Below are 17,898 nucleotides of genomic sequence, written 5' to 3'. Positions count from 1 at the left end.
CAATTCAATTCATTGTTATCTATTGCCAATACGATCATTTTTTATTAAAAATCTTCATGCTTGTCACGATTAAAAAAACTTCTTAGTTGATGTTCTTCTATTCGTTTACGGTATGCCGTTTGATCTTTACGAAACTTCTGTAGACGCGTTGTATCAACAAAGTGGTCAAAATGATGTTGTAAATGTTTGTCCATTTTGCTACGCATGTTGGTCAAGTATGCATCCGACATAACATGTTGATTTAATTTACGTAAACTTTCGCCAAACTGTTCGCGTTCATCATCATCAAAAATTTCGAACAATTCTGCTTGAAAATCAATTTGCTTGTTGTCTAATAGCTGTAAATGTTTTTGTCCTTCAGAAGTGATTTTGACACGCACGACACGCGCATCATTTGTGTCTTTCACACGCTGAATATACCCATCGTTTTCTAATTTTTTAATAATTTGCGTCACCGACGCTGGTCGTATAGCCAAAATATCAGCAATGACACCGGCTGTTAAATCATTGTCTGTTTCCGCTAAAACACGAAGTAAGCGCCGACTATTGTCTGGGCGCTGATTCCCGCGCTGACCGTACAGACTGCGCGCCACAAACCAAATCGCTGGTTGATGAACTAAAGTTGTTAGTTCTTCAAATATTTCTCTATCGTCCATAGTATTGCTCCTTGATATTTAGTTAGTTTTAATTTTTATAACAAAACAAATGATACGACTTTTATTTAGTTTTGTCAAACATAACTAAATAAATTTTTCCCATGTATTAGACAGTTCTCATCACAACAATTTTTCTAAAGTAAAATTGTTTTAACAAAATAAAGTGCAACATATTTTTTAAGTATGTTGCACTTTATTTTTGTTAAACAAGCGATAGTCGCCTTTGTGTCGTATATTCTATTGATGGGAAAAGATAAATCAATCGATTTAACTGTTGTGTATTTAATTTTAATTCAATATAGGGTACTAGCGTATTAATGGTGTTTTCTGCATTAACTGATAATTCAATCGCCCCAACAAGCTGTCTTTCTTTGTTAAATATCAGGGTTAATTCGCCATTACTTTCATTACTTTTTTGGCGATACCAATCCTTATTATAATCAAAATTTTCTACATCGAATAAATCAGGGTGTGCTAGCGCCTCATCCAAATTCACACCTACTTGAGCAAGGCGAGGAGACGTGAATAATATTGTACTAACTGTTGGATAATCAATAGACACTGTGGTGTTTTTAATAAATTGATCAGCAAGATAACGTGATTCAAAAGCTGCTACCGGTGTTAATTTTGGCATTTTTTTATCAATAATATCTCCGGCAGCGTACACGTTATCAATGCTTGTTTGTAACAAATCATTGACAACAATACCCTGTGGTGTATAAGTTATTCCAATTTTTTCTAAATTCAGTTTTTCTACGTTTGGTACTCTGCCAGTGGCATCTAAGACATAATTAGTAGACAATGAAAAACCATTATTCCCTTTTAAAACGATTAACTCATTCTCTTTTGTCGCTTGTTCGACTACCGTTGATTGTATAAATCTGATGCCCTGTTTTTTCATAATGGACACAATTTTATTAACATATTTATTTGGGAAATCTTTTAAAATACGATTACTACGGGCAATAACATCTACCTTAGCACCTGCCGCACTTGCAATCGCCGCAAATTCTAACGCAACAAAACCAGCGCCTAAAATGGTGATGTGATCAGGCATTTTATTAATAGATAAGAAATTTGTGCTGTCGTTAAATAGATCAGCACCAGGTATGTTGACGCGATTTGGTCTAAGACCTGTGGCAATGACTATTTTTTCAGATGTGTATTGCTTACCATTCACTTGCACAGTATGCCGATCAATAAATTTTGCTGAACCATCAATTGTCGTAATATTATTAGCGACTAATCTTTCTTTGTTATGATAATTCTGATTAGTGATTAATTCATGTTTGTGCGCCATAAGGTCTTGCCAGTTAAGTGCAGGTACACCATCCAAACCACGATTTTGTAATGATTTGACTTGCTCTAATAAATCGATTGGATGATCTAATATTATTTTTGCATTGCACCCTCTGTTAGAACAAACACCTCCGTATTGCGCTTCCTCAACAACAGCTACTTTTAGCCCATTGTTAGACATTGGTACTGCACCATTCCATGCAGCCTGTCCACTACCAATAAATAATACATCAAAATCCATTTGTACTTCTCCTTTTAAAAAAAACATTATATGACAATCTGTTACTTATTTTATTTGGAAAGATTATGGAAAACTTTCATTGATAACATTGAAAATTCATGCCACTCATCATCATTCAGTCCGCTTTTTGATACAAGTTGTTGGGGTAAGGTAAAAGCTTGTTCTCTTATATCTTTACCATGTGGTAATAGTCCAATATAAACGACTCGTGTGTCATCAAGTGATCGCGTACGCTGAATTAACTTTTGCTTTTCCATACGAGACAATAATGGCGATAAAGTACCATAATTTAAATCTAGTATTTCTCCGAGTGCACTAACTTTACTATTATCATGCTCATACAATGCTACTAAAACTAAATATTGTGGATATGTCAAATTAAGTTCATTTAAAAAAGGCTGATACATTCTTTGAATAGATCTAGATAGTTCATAGATTGAAAAACATAAATGTCTCTCTAACTCTGCATTGCTATTATTAAATTCAATCATTTGCTAACTCCTAATGTTTAACAACATATTAATCTTACACTATTAAATCGTTCCCGATGTATATTACTATATCACTTTAAATTAAAATTGTCTACAAAGAGTGAGCGTTTTGTAGACAATTTAATACAATTAAATAAACGATATTGATCAGCTCAATGCGTAATAATAGGGCAACAGATAACAAAATAAAAAATTAATCTCTGAGTTCATTTGTCGCTTATTTAATCTGAACTTACTTCACAAAAAAAATGCTGTTTTGCATCTGAATTTATTCGATTATAAAGCTCATCTTGCTACAACGATTGGTTTGATCTTGACAGGTAGGTATTGCGTTAGCCATCATAATTCCTGGAAAAGATGTGTATTAAAACAGCTATTCAACTTCTATCCTAGTTAACTATTAAAATAAACCGCGCAAAATACTTATAAGTATTTTGCGCGGTTTATTTCCCGTAATGGCCATTATTCAACGCCTTTTGTTGAGGAAATCATATCTAATTGTTGCAATCTTTTGCCTATCATGACTATTGTTGACAGAGATGCAGCAATAACAATAACAGAAGCTAATATAATACTAGTATGAGTAATGTATGGATAATAAATAATCTGACTAGTATTAAATGTTGTCACATATTTTGACAGGAACCAATATCCAAATGGCATGCCTAAGAGCCAACCAATTGTCGTAATGGTGAGGTTCTCAATAATTGTTAAGTTTCTTATTTTTTTACGTGAGAAACCTAATATTTCCAGTGTTGCATAACTTCGAGATCTTTCTGTGAAACTTAGAGAACCTAAATTGTATAGAATAACAATGGTCAAAAGAATGCCAAAAACTTGAACCATAAGGAAAATGCTATTTAGATTACTGACCATAGCTTCTGCATTTTGTTTTTGCTCTGTTAAACTAACAACTTGAGTTACAGTAGAACTATTTGCTATAGATTGACTAAGATTAGTTTGATTAGTTAAAATTGCCGTGGCTTTAAATGGCATCCCCTGATTTTCCCAAGTTTGTTGTGTTAAATAAATTCCTTGAGGCGCATGAGACTTTACAATACCCTTCACTTTTAACTCTAAAGTTCTATTACTGAATGATGGACGTAATTTTATTGTGTCATTAAGTTTAATTTTAGCTGCCTTCGCAATACCTTCACTAACATAAACACCTCCGTTATCGATTTTTTGATGCGTGAGTGTTTTTAAATTAATTTGTGACCCTGGACTCAGTATTGTCAACGGACGATCAAACTGCGCATTTGGTGATAAACTAGTATAAACAACTTCAATTTTCGATCCATTAATTTGATTTGTAATTTGATTAATTTCGGATTGACTGGCCATATGACTAAGATTAACTTTTTTAGTATAGGTATATTCATTACCGTAGGTCTGATTAACTTGATTAAGCATAGCATTTTTGGTACCAAATCCTGTCATTACCAAGGCTAGTCCACCAATAACCCCAATTAACCCCATTATCATTTGTACTTTATTACCTAGATTATCTCTAATAGACCAGCGGTTACCAAAGGGAATTTTATGCCAAACATGTGGCAAATTTTCCATCCAGACGCGTTTTCCTATTTTAGCAGTACTACCTTTACTAAAGGCTTGTGCCGGCATGAGCCCTTTATTGACTTGTGCCGCTAACAGCGCCGACACAATACAAATCAGAATGACACCTAAGGCCACGTAAATTGGTGTCATTGTATAAGCAATTTTCCAATCGGGTAATGAGAACATAGGTTTTTGTGACTGCATGACAAAATTAGACAATAATGGCGCACTTAATATGCCTGCTATAGCCCCAATGATACCAACAAATAATCCATACATTGAATAGTAAACTGATAGTATAACATTAGAATATCCTAGTGATTGTAACGTGGACATGTCATGTTGTTGTTGGTCAATAATCTTGCGAATTGTTGTATACATTGCCAATACAGCTAATAAAATGAAAATAACTGAGAACAAAACAGAAAGATTATGGATTTGTCCGACTCGATCAACGGCTGTTGAAATTCCTACATCTGATTGTCTTGTTTGTAATGTTATATACTTATTACCAACAATTTTTCTGATTTGGTTTTCTAATTGAATATTATTTCTGTTTTTAAGATTGATTACATTGTTTAGTAATGGCAAGTGGAATTGTGTTGTTAATGTGTTTTCACTGATAAAACCATAACCATAATTTTGTTCTTGGGGTGAAATAAAATCATTTGAACCAGTGTAGTACATTTTATCGGGCGAATTGATTAAGCCAACAATTTTTAACTTAACTAAACGATCATTATAATTAATACTAATAAAAGATCCTTTGTTTAAATTATTCTTTTTTGCAAATTTTTCATTCAAATATAAACCATTTGAGTTTGAATTGATTTTTTGACCATTTAATTGGTGTATTTGAGAAACATTCTGATTACCAGGTGTATACAATGATAAGTATCGCTTATGACTTTGTAAATTTGTAGTTGTACTAATATTAGTCTGAACTGAAGACTGAGAAATATTATTTAGATTTTTAATTTTAGTTACTTCATTGCTAGTTAAACTACTTGTTTGTAAAGTAGTATCAGCCAAATTAGTTTTTATCGTGTAGCTATTAATATTTTGCTGCATACCATTCCAAGTACCCTCTAATCCAGCATAGAAAAGTATACTTAGAAAAGCCATCAAAAAGACAGAAAAAAATTGTGTCCAGTTTTTAAAAACAGTTCTAATTAATTTTTTAGTTAAAAATCTCATCCCCAATCCACCTCTTCAACTTCTAATGGATTTATATTGTTAGTAATCTTTTCAACTTGTCCATCTTTAATTTTAATCACGCAATCAGCAATCTTTGCTACTAAGGGATTATGAGTCACAATGACTACCGCGGTGTCTTTACTTGTGCTGTCTTTTAAAATCTTAAATACTTTTTGGGAGGTTTCAGTGTCTAGTGCTCCTGTCGGTTCATCGCAAAGTAAAATTTTAGGCTGTTTTGCTAGCGCTCGTGCAATTGAAACACGTTGCATTTCCCCACCAGATAATTGATCCGGAAAATTATTTTTTCTCTTTAATAGATCTACTTTTTTTAGGTAGTATTCACTTACATCTTGGTATTTTTTGTCTTTAAGTTGAGCTGAAATTGCAACGTTTTCAAATACGGTTAAATTAGAGATTAGGTTGTAGAATTGAAACACAAATCCAACAATATCTTTTCGGTATTGTGTGAGTTGCGCATCTGATTCAGTATTAATATCATAATTATTGTAGGAAACAGTGCCTGTGGTAGGTCGATCCATGCCACCTAAAATATTTAAAGCTGTACTCTTTCCAGAGCCACTAGGACCTAATATAACAGTTAATTGGTTTGCTTCAATGTCAAAACTGACATCATTTAGCGCGTGTGTTATTTCTGACCCATTTCTATAGGTCTTACTAATATGTTTCAAACTAAGCATTGTATTTTCTCCGGTATTCATTAATATGTCCCCCCATCTTTATCTACATGTATAATATGTTCATACATTTTTCTTTGCGTATATAGGTATAATATATGTATAGCTTTAAAAAAGAAAGTAGGGTGTTTTTTTAAACTTACTTTCCAAAAATAAACCAATGAGGTCAAAATGGATAATCATATTCTTAACGAATGCCCTATTCAACCCGTAGTTGATATACTTAGTGGCAAATGGACATCATATATTTTATGGGAAATTTATAACAAAAATAATCATTATGGTAGTATTAAAAAACAATTACCTGGTATTAGTACAAGAACTTTAGCCGTTAGACTTAAATTTTTAGAAAGTAAAGGCATTCTAAATCGTACCGTATTCAATACAAATCCACCAACCGTAACTTACGATTTAACCAATAAAGGTTTAACTCTTGCACCTATCCTAAAATCAATGAAAGCATGGTCAGAATTGTATCAATAATGAATTTGTTTAACCAATAATTATTTTCATATTGTTGTTAATAAAGTCAATCCGAAGGATCTGAACTATACAATTTTGAATTTAATAATGGAAATGAATATGTTCAAAATTTTACTTTAAATACCAATTCATTTTTAGATAATCCTACCGTTTAAATTCAAATGAGTACTTTTTAACTGTCATAAAAAAACGCCTGGACTTAATTGTCTCGGATTATGCCCTAGAAATAAAATAATTCAGATTTTCAGTAGACGAACAAAAGTTTATTTGACCTAGAGTTAACTCTAACGTGTATACTATGGATAAACTTGAAAAGAGGACATATAATGACGAAGACATTAGTGAACTACCAAACTTTGAAAAATTCTTTTAACCAAGAGGTTTCAACACAATTACAAATGGTTGATTCTCTTTCTAAAAATGGGAAATTTTTAGTTATTCAAACCGATCCTATTACAGTTGAGGTAGAAGTGACTACCAACAATATTGAAACTATTACTATTAAATCTAAACTATTAAATACACCATTGTATGACGAAATTTTTATAGCGTTAGAGAAAAGTTTAAATTGTTCGTCTGTTAAATTCTATAACGCCTATAAAAGTGCCATAAAAAACGGCACTGTTGTTACTGCAGAAAACAACAATATTAAAGTGGTTCATGATGCTCGCAATGGCCAATTAAACGTCAAAATAACGAAAGAAAATTAAAAATGACACATCCAGATGAAGTAGTGACATTTACTATTGGACAGGTTGCCAATTTAAAAAAGATTAGTACGTACACATTAAGATATTATGATGAGAAGGGGCTATTGCCAAAAGTTATGCGCGACCAAAATGGCACACGTCACTTTACAAGAGAAGATTTACAGTGGCTTGATATGATTAAATGTTTAAAAAACACTGGTATGTCCTTGGAACAAATCAAATATTTTGTTGATTCAACATATCAAGGCGCAAAAACATTAGAACAACGAATCGAATTGTTAAAAAATCAGGTAAAAAAAATAAACTTAACAATCTTAGAACAACAAAGTTATATTGAACAAATTAATAAAAAAATTAAAGTTTTGACTAATGAAAAATAACTAAAGGAAGATATAAAAGATGAACAAGGGACGCGTTGAAGCTTATACGGATGCCGTGATAGCAATAATATTGACTATTATGGTTCTAGAATTTAAGACCCCTGAAACTGCACAATGGGAGGGAATAACAAAACAATTACCTTATTTTTTAGCATATATCGTTAGTTTTGTTTTTATAGGAGTAGCTTGGTATAATCATCATTACATGTTCACACTCGCTAGTAGAATAACCAAAAAAGTATATTGGGTTAATAATTTATGGCTCTTTAGTATGTCACTATTACCAGTTGCTACTGGCTGGGTAGGAAAATTCCCACAAAATGCTAATCCTGAATATTTTTATCTGTTTATATTTACCTTTTGGAGCCTAACATATCGTTGGCTGTCAAATGCACTTAGAAAGACATCAGATCATCTTAATACGACAGTAAGTCAAAAAATTGAAAAAATGTTAACTTTTCGATTTCTTAACTCTTTATTTTTTCCGTTATTTGTTGGAATAATTGTTACTGGCATTTATTTTTACCCTTTACTTGGCATTACAATAACTTTTATAGAATTAATTATATTAGGATTTTTAACTTCTCCTGATAGCGATAAGATAAAAAATGTATCTTAAAAACACTACAAAAAGCGACATAGCTTAAAAGTTATGTCGCTTTTTGTAGATTATTATTCACTAGAAATGCGTGTCGAACGAATAAAATTGATCATTATCGAACTCATAATCTGCGGATGAATCCAATGTAAAAAATGATGCCCATTCATTTTAACTGCCACAGAATTTTTACTCATATTAAAATATGGATTTCCAAAATTTAAATAATCATTAACATTCAAAGTAGAGATAAATGATAACGATGGTATATTGTCAGGCAACTTAATACTTTGCATCTTTTTAACACTGTCTTCCGAAACCTCAGATTCTAAACCAGAACATAATTCAGAATCACATCCTTTGTATCAATCACGATTATCGTACTATCATCTGTTCAATAAGGATTCATATTCAGGATAGAATATATCAGACAACAATTCAATTGATGTTAAAAAATGTATCCTTTAATTTGTTAGGCTTGTGGATAACTTTTTACATCCTTATGTTTTCTGCGTGTCAAGTTAACCTACTATTAGGGCAACCAGAGTATATGCTTATCCAAAAAACCTGATATTGTCATACAAACCGTAGAACCAATCACTACGGTTTAACTGCTTTAATAGTATTTTCCCATCATCTGATAATTTATCATACATTGACAACTTTTGGAGAGCGTTTGTAATTGTTTTTACCTCCTTGTACCATAACGAATTTGGTTCGTTCATTTTATTAACAGTATCTGATATTATCTTTTTTTCCTCACTATTTAAATTTGGATGTTCTTCTAAAAAGTTTAGTAAATATTTTCGTTTATCTGTTTTAAACATATTTCCCCTTAATTTTCAATGTATCATTTGGCTGAATAGTTTTTACTCAAAATGATGTCAGCACCCTATTTTTTTAATGTTTTTCTTTAGCCATTCAACGATTATCCTGATGACAAAAATCGCGCATAATCATAAACTGTCATTTTTTACTTCATTAAGTGACATTATACCAACCCAAGTAATATCATGGCATTAAAAAGAACAAATGATTTAAAAGTAATTTGCTCTAAAATATTGATTTTGAGAAAAACAATTTGTAATGAACAAGAAATCTCTACAGTGATCGTTTAATGATTAATTCACTAGATATATTTGTTTGTTGTTGCGGGTAAATGTCATGTTCTATCATTTCAATTAAATTAGACACGGCAACTTTTCCCATTGTGGTTGCATCTTGTCGTATAGTTGTGATTGGTGGGTTAATTAATTCCGAAATAACCCAATCATCAAAAGCTGCTATGCCAAGCTGTTCTGGGAAAGATATGTCAAAGGAGATTAATATTTTTACAATTTTCAATAGTAAATCACCCTTTATGACATATATGGCAACTTTGTCCTGAAGAAGATTTGTTTTCTCCATTAATAGGTCGTAAATATCTGAATCTTTCATATCATGATGCATTTCAATAATATCAAAATCTATATTTTGTTTTAATGCCACATCCTGTGCAGCCTTAATTCTAGTTATTCGGGAGTTATTATCGTCCACTTGCTCACTTATGACCAGTATTTTTTTATATCCTTTTCGATAAATGTATTCCGTCATAATATGGGAGTACTTATAGTTGTCAGTTAGAACTTCTGGCCAAATTGAGGGCTTAATGCTTCTATCAACAATGATCGTGTGAGTACCATTAGATTTTAGATAATTATATTGCGTGGCGTCCTTGTTAATTGGTTGTAAAATAATACCATCAACTCGCATATCTAGTAATTTATTAATTTGTTGTTCTTCCCTATTAATAGAATTACTTGAGGTCATTAAGATAATCTGATAGTTTTTATTATGCGCTATTTCATCAGCGCCATTAAATAATAAAGAAGAAAACATATTGGTCATATCTGCTACAACCATGCCAATTAAAAAAGTTCTTTTTTGTGCAAGAGATTGTGCATGAGAATTAACACGGTATCCGATCGCCAAAATAGTCTCTTCTATTTTTTGCTGTGTCTTAGCAGACATTCTTTCTGTATGACCATTTATATATCTGGATACAGTTGTTTTTGACACCTGAGCAAGATCAGCAACATCACGCATGGTTTTATTATTTTTCACTTAAATATACCTATAATTGATTATATATTATTGAACATTCTTCTATATTCATTTTATCACATAAATGTTTCATCCTAATTATTTGACTAAAAAAGACCAGTAACGTTATTAACGCTGCTGACCTTTTACATGGATGATGCCATAAAATTTTAATTGATTCGATTAACTGGCCAAGTGGGATTTTCGTTAGAAAGAACTTTGACGACTTCTTTTGCTGAATCAAGTGCCATTCTATTCATAGCATTAACTGTATTAGAAGCTATGTGTGGTGTTAACAACACATTATCTAGTGTGTACAAATCATTAGTTAAAGGTAATGGTTCTTGATCAAAAACATCTAAAGCAGCACCACTAATCTCATGATTTTTTAGTGAATTAATTAGTGCTTCTTGATCTACTAATGCACCACGACCAAGATTGACAAGGTAGCTGGATGTTTTCATGCTTTTTAAAGCAACACTATCAATAAAGTTATTTGTATCATCAGTAACTGCCATATGCAATGTGATAATATCTGCATCGGATAAAAGTTCGTCTTTACTAACTAACGTGCCAACGGTTGTCTGGGTAACAAATGGATCGTAAATAATAACCTTCATACCTAAAGCATCAGCTTTTTGTGCCACTTTTTTACCAATGCGGCCATATCCTGCAACGCCAAGCGTTTTTCCAGCTAAATCGAAGCCTAAATGATTATTTTTATAGTTAAAATCACCCAGCCTCATTTTTTCGGCAATAGCTGTGATATTTTTCGACATGTCAAAAATTTCGGCTATTGTTACTTCAGCAACAGTGTCTGCATTAGCGTTTGGCGTTATTGTGACCCAAATTCCTTTGGTCTCCAGAAAAGAATAATCAACGTTATCGTAGCCCACTCCATGTCGCGCAACAATTTTTAAATTTGGCAAATGTTGGACAATAGCATTATTAAATGGATCTGTCATTAATATGATACCGTCCACATCTTTTGCCTTTTTCAAAATTTCATCATCAGAAAATGATGCTAACTCAACAATATTAATATCGTTGTCTTTCAAATATTTTTTACCAATTTCTGCTAGTCCTTTTGGTATAGCGACTGTTTTATTCATAAAATTTTTCCTTTCACCTTTAACGAAGTAAATAACCACCATCTACTGGCAGCGTAATCCCAGTAATATAGTTTGAAGCACTACTTGACAAGAAAATAATAGCACCCATGAGTTCTGATGGATCAGCCCAATGTCCTGCAGGAATATGAGAAAGAATTTCAGTATTTCTTTCTTTATCTTCTTGTAGCGATTTTGTCATTGGTGTGTCAATATATCCGGGAGCAATAGCATTTACCTGAATATTAAGAGGTGCGAGCGCATCAGCGTACGATTTCGTTAAACCAATAACGCCGTGCTTACTGGCTGTATATGGGAAAATATACTTACCAGCACGGAAAGATTGCATGGAACCGATGTTTATAATTTTACCGCCGTTCTCTTTACTCATAACTTTAGCAATTTCGTGTGACAAATAATAAACCGCGTTTAAATTTAAATTAATAACCTTTTCCCAGTCCGCATCCTTAAATACTTGCCAATCATTTCTGATTTGTATGCCAGCATTGTTAATTAAAATATCGACTTTACCAAACCGTTTGATAACTTCGTTTGCCACAGTTATAGCGGCGTCTTTTTTTGTAATATCTAATTGTAAAAATTCGATTTTACCAGTAAATTCAGAAGCAAATGATGCCATTTCTCTCACGCCTTTATCGTCATATGAGACCACTAATACGCTTGCTCCAGAAGACAGTAGCGCTTTGGTGTAGTAAGATCCAAGACCACTCGCACCTCCGGTTACGATGGCTACTTTTTCTGTTAAATCAAATACTTTTTGACTAAAATACTGTTCTTCTTTTTCCATTGTATATTCCTCGTAGTTTTATACTTTTGACGTTTTGAAAGCATTGATGTCATTTAGAATATTCTCCATACTAGACGGATATTCCAATGCGATAGGCAAATCATTAGAAAACAGTTTAATGATTTTTTCCCAATTAATTTCACCATCGTAAAACGGTGTGGTATTGACTGAATCTTGAATTTTTTTATAATTTTTCAGGTGAACAAATCTAGTGTACCTGCTTAGAGAAGTTGAGCAGGTATAAACATCTTGATCTGTAAAAATCCAGTTTCCAATGTCATTGACAAAACCGATGTTGATATTATTTTGATTTGCTGTTTCAAAAAAATCATTTAATAATTCAATATCACTATTAGCACGCGTTTGATCATTTTCAATATTTAATTCTATATTGGCAGGCAATATTTTAGACAGATAGGACAATTCTTTGAACATACTATTGTGCCAGTCACCCAATGTCATTTTGAGATGTTTAACACCCATGAACTGTGATTCACCAACATATTGAAACAATTTTGGATTAATATGTTGGTTCAATAATAAATTATCTGGTACAGAATAAAAAAATTCTGTGTTTTGTTCTAAATGAATTTTTCGAATTGCTACTAATTCTGAGAAAGTATCTGCATTAAATTCTCTTCGAATTTCAATGTTAGAAACTGATAGCTGATTAATTAAATCATTAACAAGTTGGGACTGCGATCTCCCCTTTTCAAATTCATCCTTTAATAGCAAAGTATTTAAAACAATGTTTTTTCTATTCATCTTTTATTCCTACTTTCACTTAGTAATTTTGTGGTAGCGGTTAACCATATGCAACAAATAAAGTATAATACTACTTAAATAAAAAAACAAGAGTAAGCGGTTACAATGTTTATTAAATAATGTATTGACTATTTGTGAATATTGTAATATAGTTTTATTTGGTTCGGTTAACCGCGTCCACAGAAAGGAATAAAAATGATTAATACAATTATTGGAATATTATTGATTTTAACGTTTCTAGGTTTCGTGTTCTTCGTGATGAAGGGTGGCAATATTATGCTGGGGTTTTTGGTTATGGCCATCCTCTGGACTATAATTGGTGGCATTCCTTTAAAAACGGCAATAGTTGAGGTCTTTTCAAAGCCAGCCCTTGATTATGGCTCAACAATTATGGTCATTATTTTTGGGTCCTGGTTTGGCCGTATTTTAGTTGACACAGGAATTGCAGGATCGATTAGTTATGAAACCGTAAAGGTGAGTTACAAACACCCAGTCATCGCATCCATTTTAATTTGTTTAGTGACCTCACTTATTTTTACTAGTTCATATGGTGTAGGTGCTGTAATAGCGCTTGCTGTCATTTTAATACCGGTATTAACCTCTTTAGGGTTACCAAAACACATTGCTATAGTTGCTTTTTCACTATCTATTGGGTCAGCTATGTATGTTAATATCGTAATCATTAAACAACTGCAGATATTTTTTCCAAAGGTTGTTTATGGTGCAAAGTATTTGGCGTTTGGTTTTTCAGCTATGTTTATTCAACTCGCTGTCGTAACGTTGTTTATTTTATTGCATTCACGAACAATTCACAAAAATGAAGTGGCACAAGATGCGTCTCAATCACAAAATAAATTCAACGCACCAAAAATTTCATACGTTATGCCTGTCTTTCCTGTTTTCATGAATTTGGTATTTGGATGGGAACCAATTCCTGCATTGATGCTTGCTATAGCTATCGTTTTGTTAATTACAGGGAATTTGAAAACATATAACCAGGCATTGAACATTATTAATAGTTCAATAAAAATTGCCATCACTGATATTTCAGGACTAATAATAATGCTATTGTTTTTAACAATGTTCAGTGCAACTGCCGTTAAAAATGCTGCTAAATTCAGCGGTGTATTAAATTCTATTGTTCCCAATAGTCCTACTGTGTTAGCTATAGCTATTATAATATTAGCCCCATTAGCTTTATTTAGAGGCCCTCTCATGGTGTGGGGATCTGGTTCAGCAACAGTTGCAGTGTTAGCAGGTACTGGGATTTTTAATCAATATTTTGCTTTTGCTTTAATGTTAATTCCCTCTGTTTCAATCGCGATATCTACGTGTATTACGCAGTCGTGGAATTTATGGTTAGTTGAGGACTCAAAAATTCCTGTTAAAAAGTTTTTAATAACAGGTGTGCCATATGGATGGCTGTCAGCAGCGTTAAATGTGATATTAGCTCTATATATGTTTAAGTGATAATCGAGGATATAAACTTATGAAAGAAAATATAATTTTTGGTAGTTACCAACGAGGCATCTATATGTTGAAGTTTGACACGGATTCAGGCCATTTATCTGAACCGTTTCTCCTAACAGATGTGGATTCAGCAACATATTTTGATATATCAAGTACTGGGACTGTTTACACAGCAATTGCAGAAAAAAGCATGGGAGGAGTTGGGGTATTTGATTTAGAAAATAAGACACTTCATAATATTACGAAGCATCTATCGTTCTCCCCTGCACCAGTTCACATTAATATTCAAGGCGCGTTGCTATTAGCTAGTAACTATAATGGCGGGAGCTTAAATATTTATAAGTTGTCATCAGATAATCATTTAGAATTATCTGACACATTTATTAATTCCGGAACAGGCACACTGCCACAGCAAAACACTTCACACATTCACTTTGCTGGTATAATGCCAGATAAACGGTTGATAGTATTGGATTTAGGAACGGACGAGGCTATCATTTTTGATATATCGGAGTCGGGTAAACTATTAAATCGTGTCAATGTATTCAAATTCCCCAATGGTTTTGGACCGAGGCACCTATGCGTTACTAATGATAATCATCATATTATTGTGCTAGGAGAGCTGTCAAGTGAAGTTGCTGTTTTAAGCTATGTTGAAGGCTCTTTAGTTCTAGAACAATTGGTGTCTACAATTCCTGACCAATGGATGGGAGAAAATGGATGCGGTGGCATAAAATTGTCCTTCGATCAAAAATTTCTATATGTTTCAAATAGAGGCCATAATTCAATATCTGTATTTAAATTAGAATTTATAGCCTCTAATTTAAAATTAAATATGATACAGAATATTAGTTCTTTTGGCTTGTTCCCGCGGGATATTTCATGCGACAAGAGTGGTGACTATCTATTTTCCGCAAATCAAAAATCAAACTCCATTTCAATGTTTAAAGTGTTGGATGGAAAGTTAGAGTATATAAAAACTAAAAATAATTTAGATATGCCAGTTTGTATCAAGTTTATTTAAGTGGTTAGTTTGGGGCCATGGACAAGTCGGCTGATGAAATGGTTTATTGTTCTTGGTATGATGAAGCTTAAGTGTTGGCTAAAGTGAACCAACGAAGTTGGATAAGATAGCATTAATTGACAAACATACTCAGTGGTAAGTTTCCGATGCCTGACGGGAGACAAATCATTGAGTTTTTCTTTGATACGACGATTGTTTCAATAGTTGATAAAATCTTTTAGTTTGAAAGTCGTTTTTATAAAAGGTAGATTGTAAAATTAAACCGAACACTTGAATAAAAAAGCCGCAGCGCGTTTTATTAATCGCTCTCCTTCAACCGTTTCGATTGAAATTCATCAAGTTACGCCCTATAAAGATGAGATTGCTCATGCGTTGGCATTGAAAAAACGTCAAGCTGATGGCAGACGTCAAGTATTTGTTCATGGTCGTTCGATTGAAACGAGACCTAAAAGCGTGCAAACACGACAAAACTTTGGTCACTTTGAAGTGGATACCATGCAATCGGGTAAGAAACGTGGTGAAGTGTTCGTACAATTACTGAAAGACTAAGCCGGCAACATATTGTGAGGCACGTTAGTGGTCGCAATAGTCAGGCAGTGACACCAGTCTTAATTCGTTTCTTTAAAGGGATCAAGAATAAGAATGCCAAGTCAATCACTGTTGATCGTGGACGAGAATTTGCAAAATATGACGACATCGAGCAAAAACTAGGCATTCCGGTCTACTTTGCACACCCATACTCACCAGAAGAACGTGGTAGTAATGAGATATTAAATCGATACGTACGGCGTTTTATACCAAAAGAACGCAAAATTGAAACCGTAAGCAACAAAGAATTAGATCAAATCAATCATTGGATCAATGCAAGACCAATGAAAACACGCAACTGGTAATCACCACGAAAGGTTTTTCAGCAGTTCGCAGTGTTCGGTTAATTCTTGCAATCTACCTTATTTTTAAATATCTATTGCTAAATATAATGTTTAGCGATATTGTTATTGTGAAAAAAGATAAAGAACTAACATTATTACTATGATCAACATTAAATATGTGGGGGAACATTGAACCCATTACTCAGTATAAACTCACACATTTTATCGCATAAATATATTATAGTAACAATGTCAACTCCAAAAAAATGGTTGCACAATCGATTAGAAATACGCTTCGACAAACATTACAAACAATTATTATAGGCAGTCTAACTAGTGGAAATGTTAGTAACAAATACATATCTTATGTTATAGAGTAAACAATTTTAAAAGGATCGCAAACTACGCTAAACAAAAGATTGTTCACCCTCTCAGGTTTTTATCTCTATATCATAAAATCATCAAGAATAATTAAGTCACTATAAAGTATGAAGTTAGGAGATAGGTTTGATTGATATTGCTAGCAAAATTATTTTTTCTGAAAGACAACTACAGCAAATTACAGGTGGTACTTTAGGAAATACTTTGAAATCTATGCGGGAAAATGTTGGTTTGACTGAAAAAGATCTTGCAATTCAGCTCAATGTGACAACAGCTACGTTATTTCATTATGAGAATGATAAAAGACAGCCGGATATAAAATTCTTGAAGACTTATGAAAAATGTATACAATTCGTTAACTTTTATTGCATAAAGATAGTGAAAGTATTATTCTAAAGGTGTTCAAAGGTTTTACTTAAAGTTAAAGAAAAATTAATATACGAGAAAGGGTGTTCGAATCATGACTGAAAAATATGAAGAATATAACCTAAAGGCTGTGTCTCTCATTAAAAAAATGATTGCTAATTTATCTGTCAATGAGAAGGAATTAAAAGACCTTTTAACAAAGTATGAGTTGGATCTAGTTGCAGACAAGACCTCGCACAATTTCATATTTCCGAAGTTACAGAATGACTTTACTATGTATCTGTACGAACATGGCTTCTCGATTTCCAAAGAAAATATGCAGCTATATTTTGAACTATCTCAGTTAATTAACAAGGCTGGATTTAAAGTAATGCCCCCGCTAATTTGAAATAATATGCAAATGTCTTAAAATTCTTGAGTCAACTACTAATTTTTTAACTTTAAGTAATCGTAATATATGAACAAAATAAATATTTAAGAAGTGTATTAATCATGCCTATGTTTAGAGAGCTAAGTGCAGAGCAGCTTCAAAAAGTTATCGCTGGGGAATCGGTTCCTATTGGCGGTAACTGGGGCCAGGTTTGGTCCTGGATAAATTGCCATAATGGTGATTGCAATCCTACCCCTCATCAATACAACCCATACGACGATTTTTAATAAATCGTAAGAAGGATTATTTTAACATAATCAGCCTTATTATCACTGAATTTA

At 32.7% G+C, this 17,898-nt stretch carries 19 protein-coding genes and 1 pseudogene; 9 read left to right on the top strand and 11 right to left on the bottom strand.

The window, feature by feature from the left end; all coding sequences use genetic code 11:
* Window positions 1-44: 44 nt before the first annotated feature.
* From LEGAS_RS00445 to LEGAS_RS00425, 5 genes are all read right to left on the bottom strand, one after another.
* On the bottom strand, window positions 45-656 hold the full coding sequence (locus tag LEGAS_RS00445; RefSeq protein ID WP_010388204.1) for a MarR family winged helix-turn-helix transcriptional regulator: 612 nt from the start codon (window positions 654-656) through the stop codon (window positions 45-47).
* A 202-nt stretch (window positions 657-858) separates the two neighbouring features.
* On the bottom strand, window positions 859-2,196 hold the full coding sequence (locus LEGAS_RS00440) for a dihydrolipoyl dehydrogenase family protein (protein WP_010388201.1): 1,338 nt from the start codon (window positions 2,194-2,196) through the stop codon (window positions 859-861).
* Between the two features lie 50 nt (window positions 2,197-2,246).
* Window positions 2,247-2,687, bottom strand: a complete 441-nt coding sequence (locus tag LEGAS_RS00435) for a MarR family winged helix-turn-helix transcriptional regulator (protein ID WP_010388200.1) — start codon at window positions 2,685-2,687, stop codon at window positions 2,247-2,249.
* Between the two features lie 462 nt (window positions 2,688-3,149).
* Window positions 3,150-5,444, bottom strand: a complete 2,295-nt coding sequence (locus LEGAS_RS00430; RefSeq protein ID WP_013231105.1) for an ABC transporter permease — start codon at window positions 5,442-5,444, stop codon at window positions 3,150-3,152.
* Entirely contained in the window at window positions 5,441-6,163 is a 723-nt protein-coding gene (locus LEGAS_RS00425; RefSeq protein WP_013231104.1) for an ABC transporter ATP-binding protein, read from the bottom strand. Before LEGAS_RS00425 ends, LEGAS_RS00430 begins: the two co-directional genes overlap by 4 nt.
* A 147-nt stretch (window positions 6,164-6,310) precedes the next feature.
* Between LEGAS_RS00425 and LEGAS_RS00420 the strand changes: the two genes are divergently transcribed.
* The 4 genes from LEGAS_RS00420 to LEGAS_RS00405 all read left to right on the top strand — a co-directional run bounded on the left by LEGAS_RS00420 (window position 6,311) and on the right by LEGAS_RS00405 (window position 8,331).
* Window positions 6,311-6,622: a winged helix-turn-helix transcriptional regulator gene (locus LEGAS_RS00420; RefSeq protein WP_010388186.1), complete on the top strand. Its 312-nt coding sequence runs from the start codon at window positions 6,311-6,313 to the stop codon at window positions 6,620-6,622.
* Window positions 6,623-6,948: 326 nt separating this feature from the next.
* Entirely contained in the window at window positions 6,949-7,332 is a 384-nt protein-coding gene (locus tag LEGAS_RS00415; RefSeq protein ID WP_010388185.1) for a hypothetical protein, read from the top strand.
* 2 nt (window positions 7,333-7,334) lie between these two features.
* Window positions 7,335-7,712 carry a MerR family transcriptional regulator gene (locus tag LEGAS_RS00410; RefSeq protein WP_013231103.1) on the top strand — a complete coding sequence of 126 codons (378 nt, stop codon included), beginning with the start codon at window positions 7,335-7,337 and terminating at the stop codon, window positions 7,710-7,712.
* A 19-nt stretch (window positions 7,713-7,731) separates the two neighbouring features.
* Complete coding sequence (locus LEGAS_RS00405; protein ID WP_010388181.1) at window positions 7,732-8,331, top strand: TMEM175 family protein; 600 nt, start codon at window positions 7,732-7,734, stop codon at window positions 8,329-8,331.
* Between the two features lie 53 nt (window positions 8,332-8,384).
* On the opposite strand, the gene LEGAS_RS00400 is transcribed toward LEGAS_RS00405, so the two are convergent.
* The 6 genes from LEGAS_RS00400 to LEGAS_RS00375 form a co-directional block, all read right to left on the bottom strand.
* Window positions 8,385-8,606, bottom strand: coding sequence for a hypothetical protein (locus tag LEGAS_RS00400; RefSeq protein WP_010388179.1), 222 nt, complete (start codon window positions 8,604-8,606; stop codon window positions 8,385-8,387).
* 258 nt (window positions 8,607-8,864) lie between these two features.
* Complete coding sequence (locus LEGAS_RS00395) at window positions 8,865-9,137, bottom strand: hypothetical protein (RefSeq protein WP_010388177.1); 273 nt, start codon at window positions 9,135-9,137, stop codon at window positions 8,865-8,867.
* A 274-nt stretch (window positions 9,138-9,411) separates the two neighbouring features.
* Complete coding sequence (locus LEGAS_RS00390) at window positions 9,412-10,413, bottom strand: LacI family DNA-binding transcriptional regulator (protein WP_013231102.1); 1,002 nt, start codon at window positions 10,411-10,413, stop codon at window positions 9,412-9,414.
* A 149-nt stretch (window positions 10,414-10,562) separates the two neighbouring features.
* Window positions 10,563-11,504 (bottom strand): phosphoglycerate dehydrogenase, encoded by a 942-nt coding sequence (locus LEGAS_RS00385; RefSeq protein ID WP_010388175.1) that lies wholly within the window; start codon window positions 11,502-11,504, stop codon window positions 10,563-10,565.
* Between the two features lie 19 nt (window positions 11,505-11,523).
* Entirely contained in the window at window positions 11,524-12,309 is a 786-nt protein-coding gene (locus LEGAS_RS00380) for an SDR family NAD(P)-dependent oxidoreductase (protein WP_013231101.1), read from the bottom strand.
* An 18-nt stretch (window positions 12,310-12,327) separates the two neighbouring features.
* Window positions 12,328-13,074, bottom strand: a complete 747-nt coding sequence (locus LEGAS_RS00375) for an apurinic/apyrimidinic endonuclease family protein (protein ID WP_013231100.1) — start codon at window positions 13,072-13,074, stop codon at window positions 12,328-12,330.
* Window positions 13,075-13,269: 195 nt separating this feature from the next.
* Here LEGAS_RS00375 and LEGAS_RS00370 point away from each other — a divergent pair, with 195 nt between their 5' ends.
* From LEGAS_RS00370 to LEGAS_RS00345, 5 genes and pseudogenes are all read left to right on the top strand, one after another.
* On the top strand, window positions 13,270-14,544 hold the full coding sequence (locus tag LEGAS_RS00370) for a gluconate:proton symporter (RefSeq protein ID WP_010388168.1): 1,275 nt from the start codon (window positions 13,270-13,272) through the stop codon (window positions 14,542-14,544).
* A 19-nt stretch (window positions 14,545-14,563) separates the two neighbouring features.
* Window positions 14,564-15,568, top strand: a complete 1,005-nt coding sequence (locus tag LEGAS_RS00365) for a lactonase family protein (protein ID WP_010388165.1) — start codon at window positions 14,564-14,566, stop codon at window positions 15,566-15,568.
* A gap of 279 nt (window positions 15,569-15,847) precedes the next feature.
* Window positions 15,848-16,461: pseudogene (locus LEGAS_RS09810) on the top strand (IS30 family transposase); the annotation flags it as partial.
* 486 nt (window positions 16,462-16,947) lie between these two features.
* A complete protein-coding gene (locus LEGAS_RS00350) occupies window positions 16,948-17,217 on the top strand; it encodes a helix-turn-helix domain-containing protein (protein ID WP_010388158.1) in 270 nt (89 codons plus the stop codon).
* Between the two features lie 64 nt (window positions 17,218-17,281).
* Window positions 17,282-17,575: a bacteriocin immunity protein gene (locus LEGAS_RS00345; RefSeq protein WP_010388156.1), complete on the top strand. Its 294-nt coding sequence runs from the start codon at window positions 17,282-17,284 to the stop codon at window positions 17,573-17,575.
* Window positions 17,576-17,898 lie beyond the last annotated feature (323 nt).

Source organism: Leuconostoc gasicomitatum LMG 18811, from assembly GCF_000196855.1.
Taxonomy (GTDB): Bacteria; Bacillota; Bacilli; order Lactobacillales; family Lactobacillaceae; genus Leuconostoc; species Leuconostoc gasicomitatum.
Note: the sequence above shows the minus strand (reverse complement) of the source record. Positions and strands in the feature narration are given on the sequence as shown.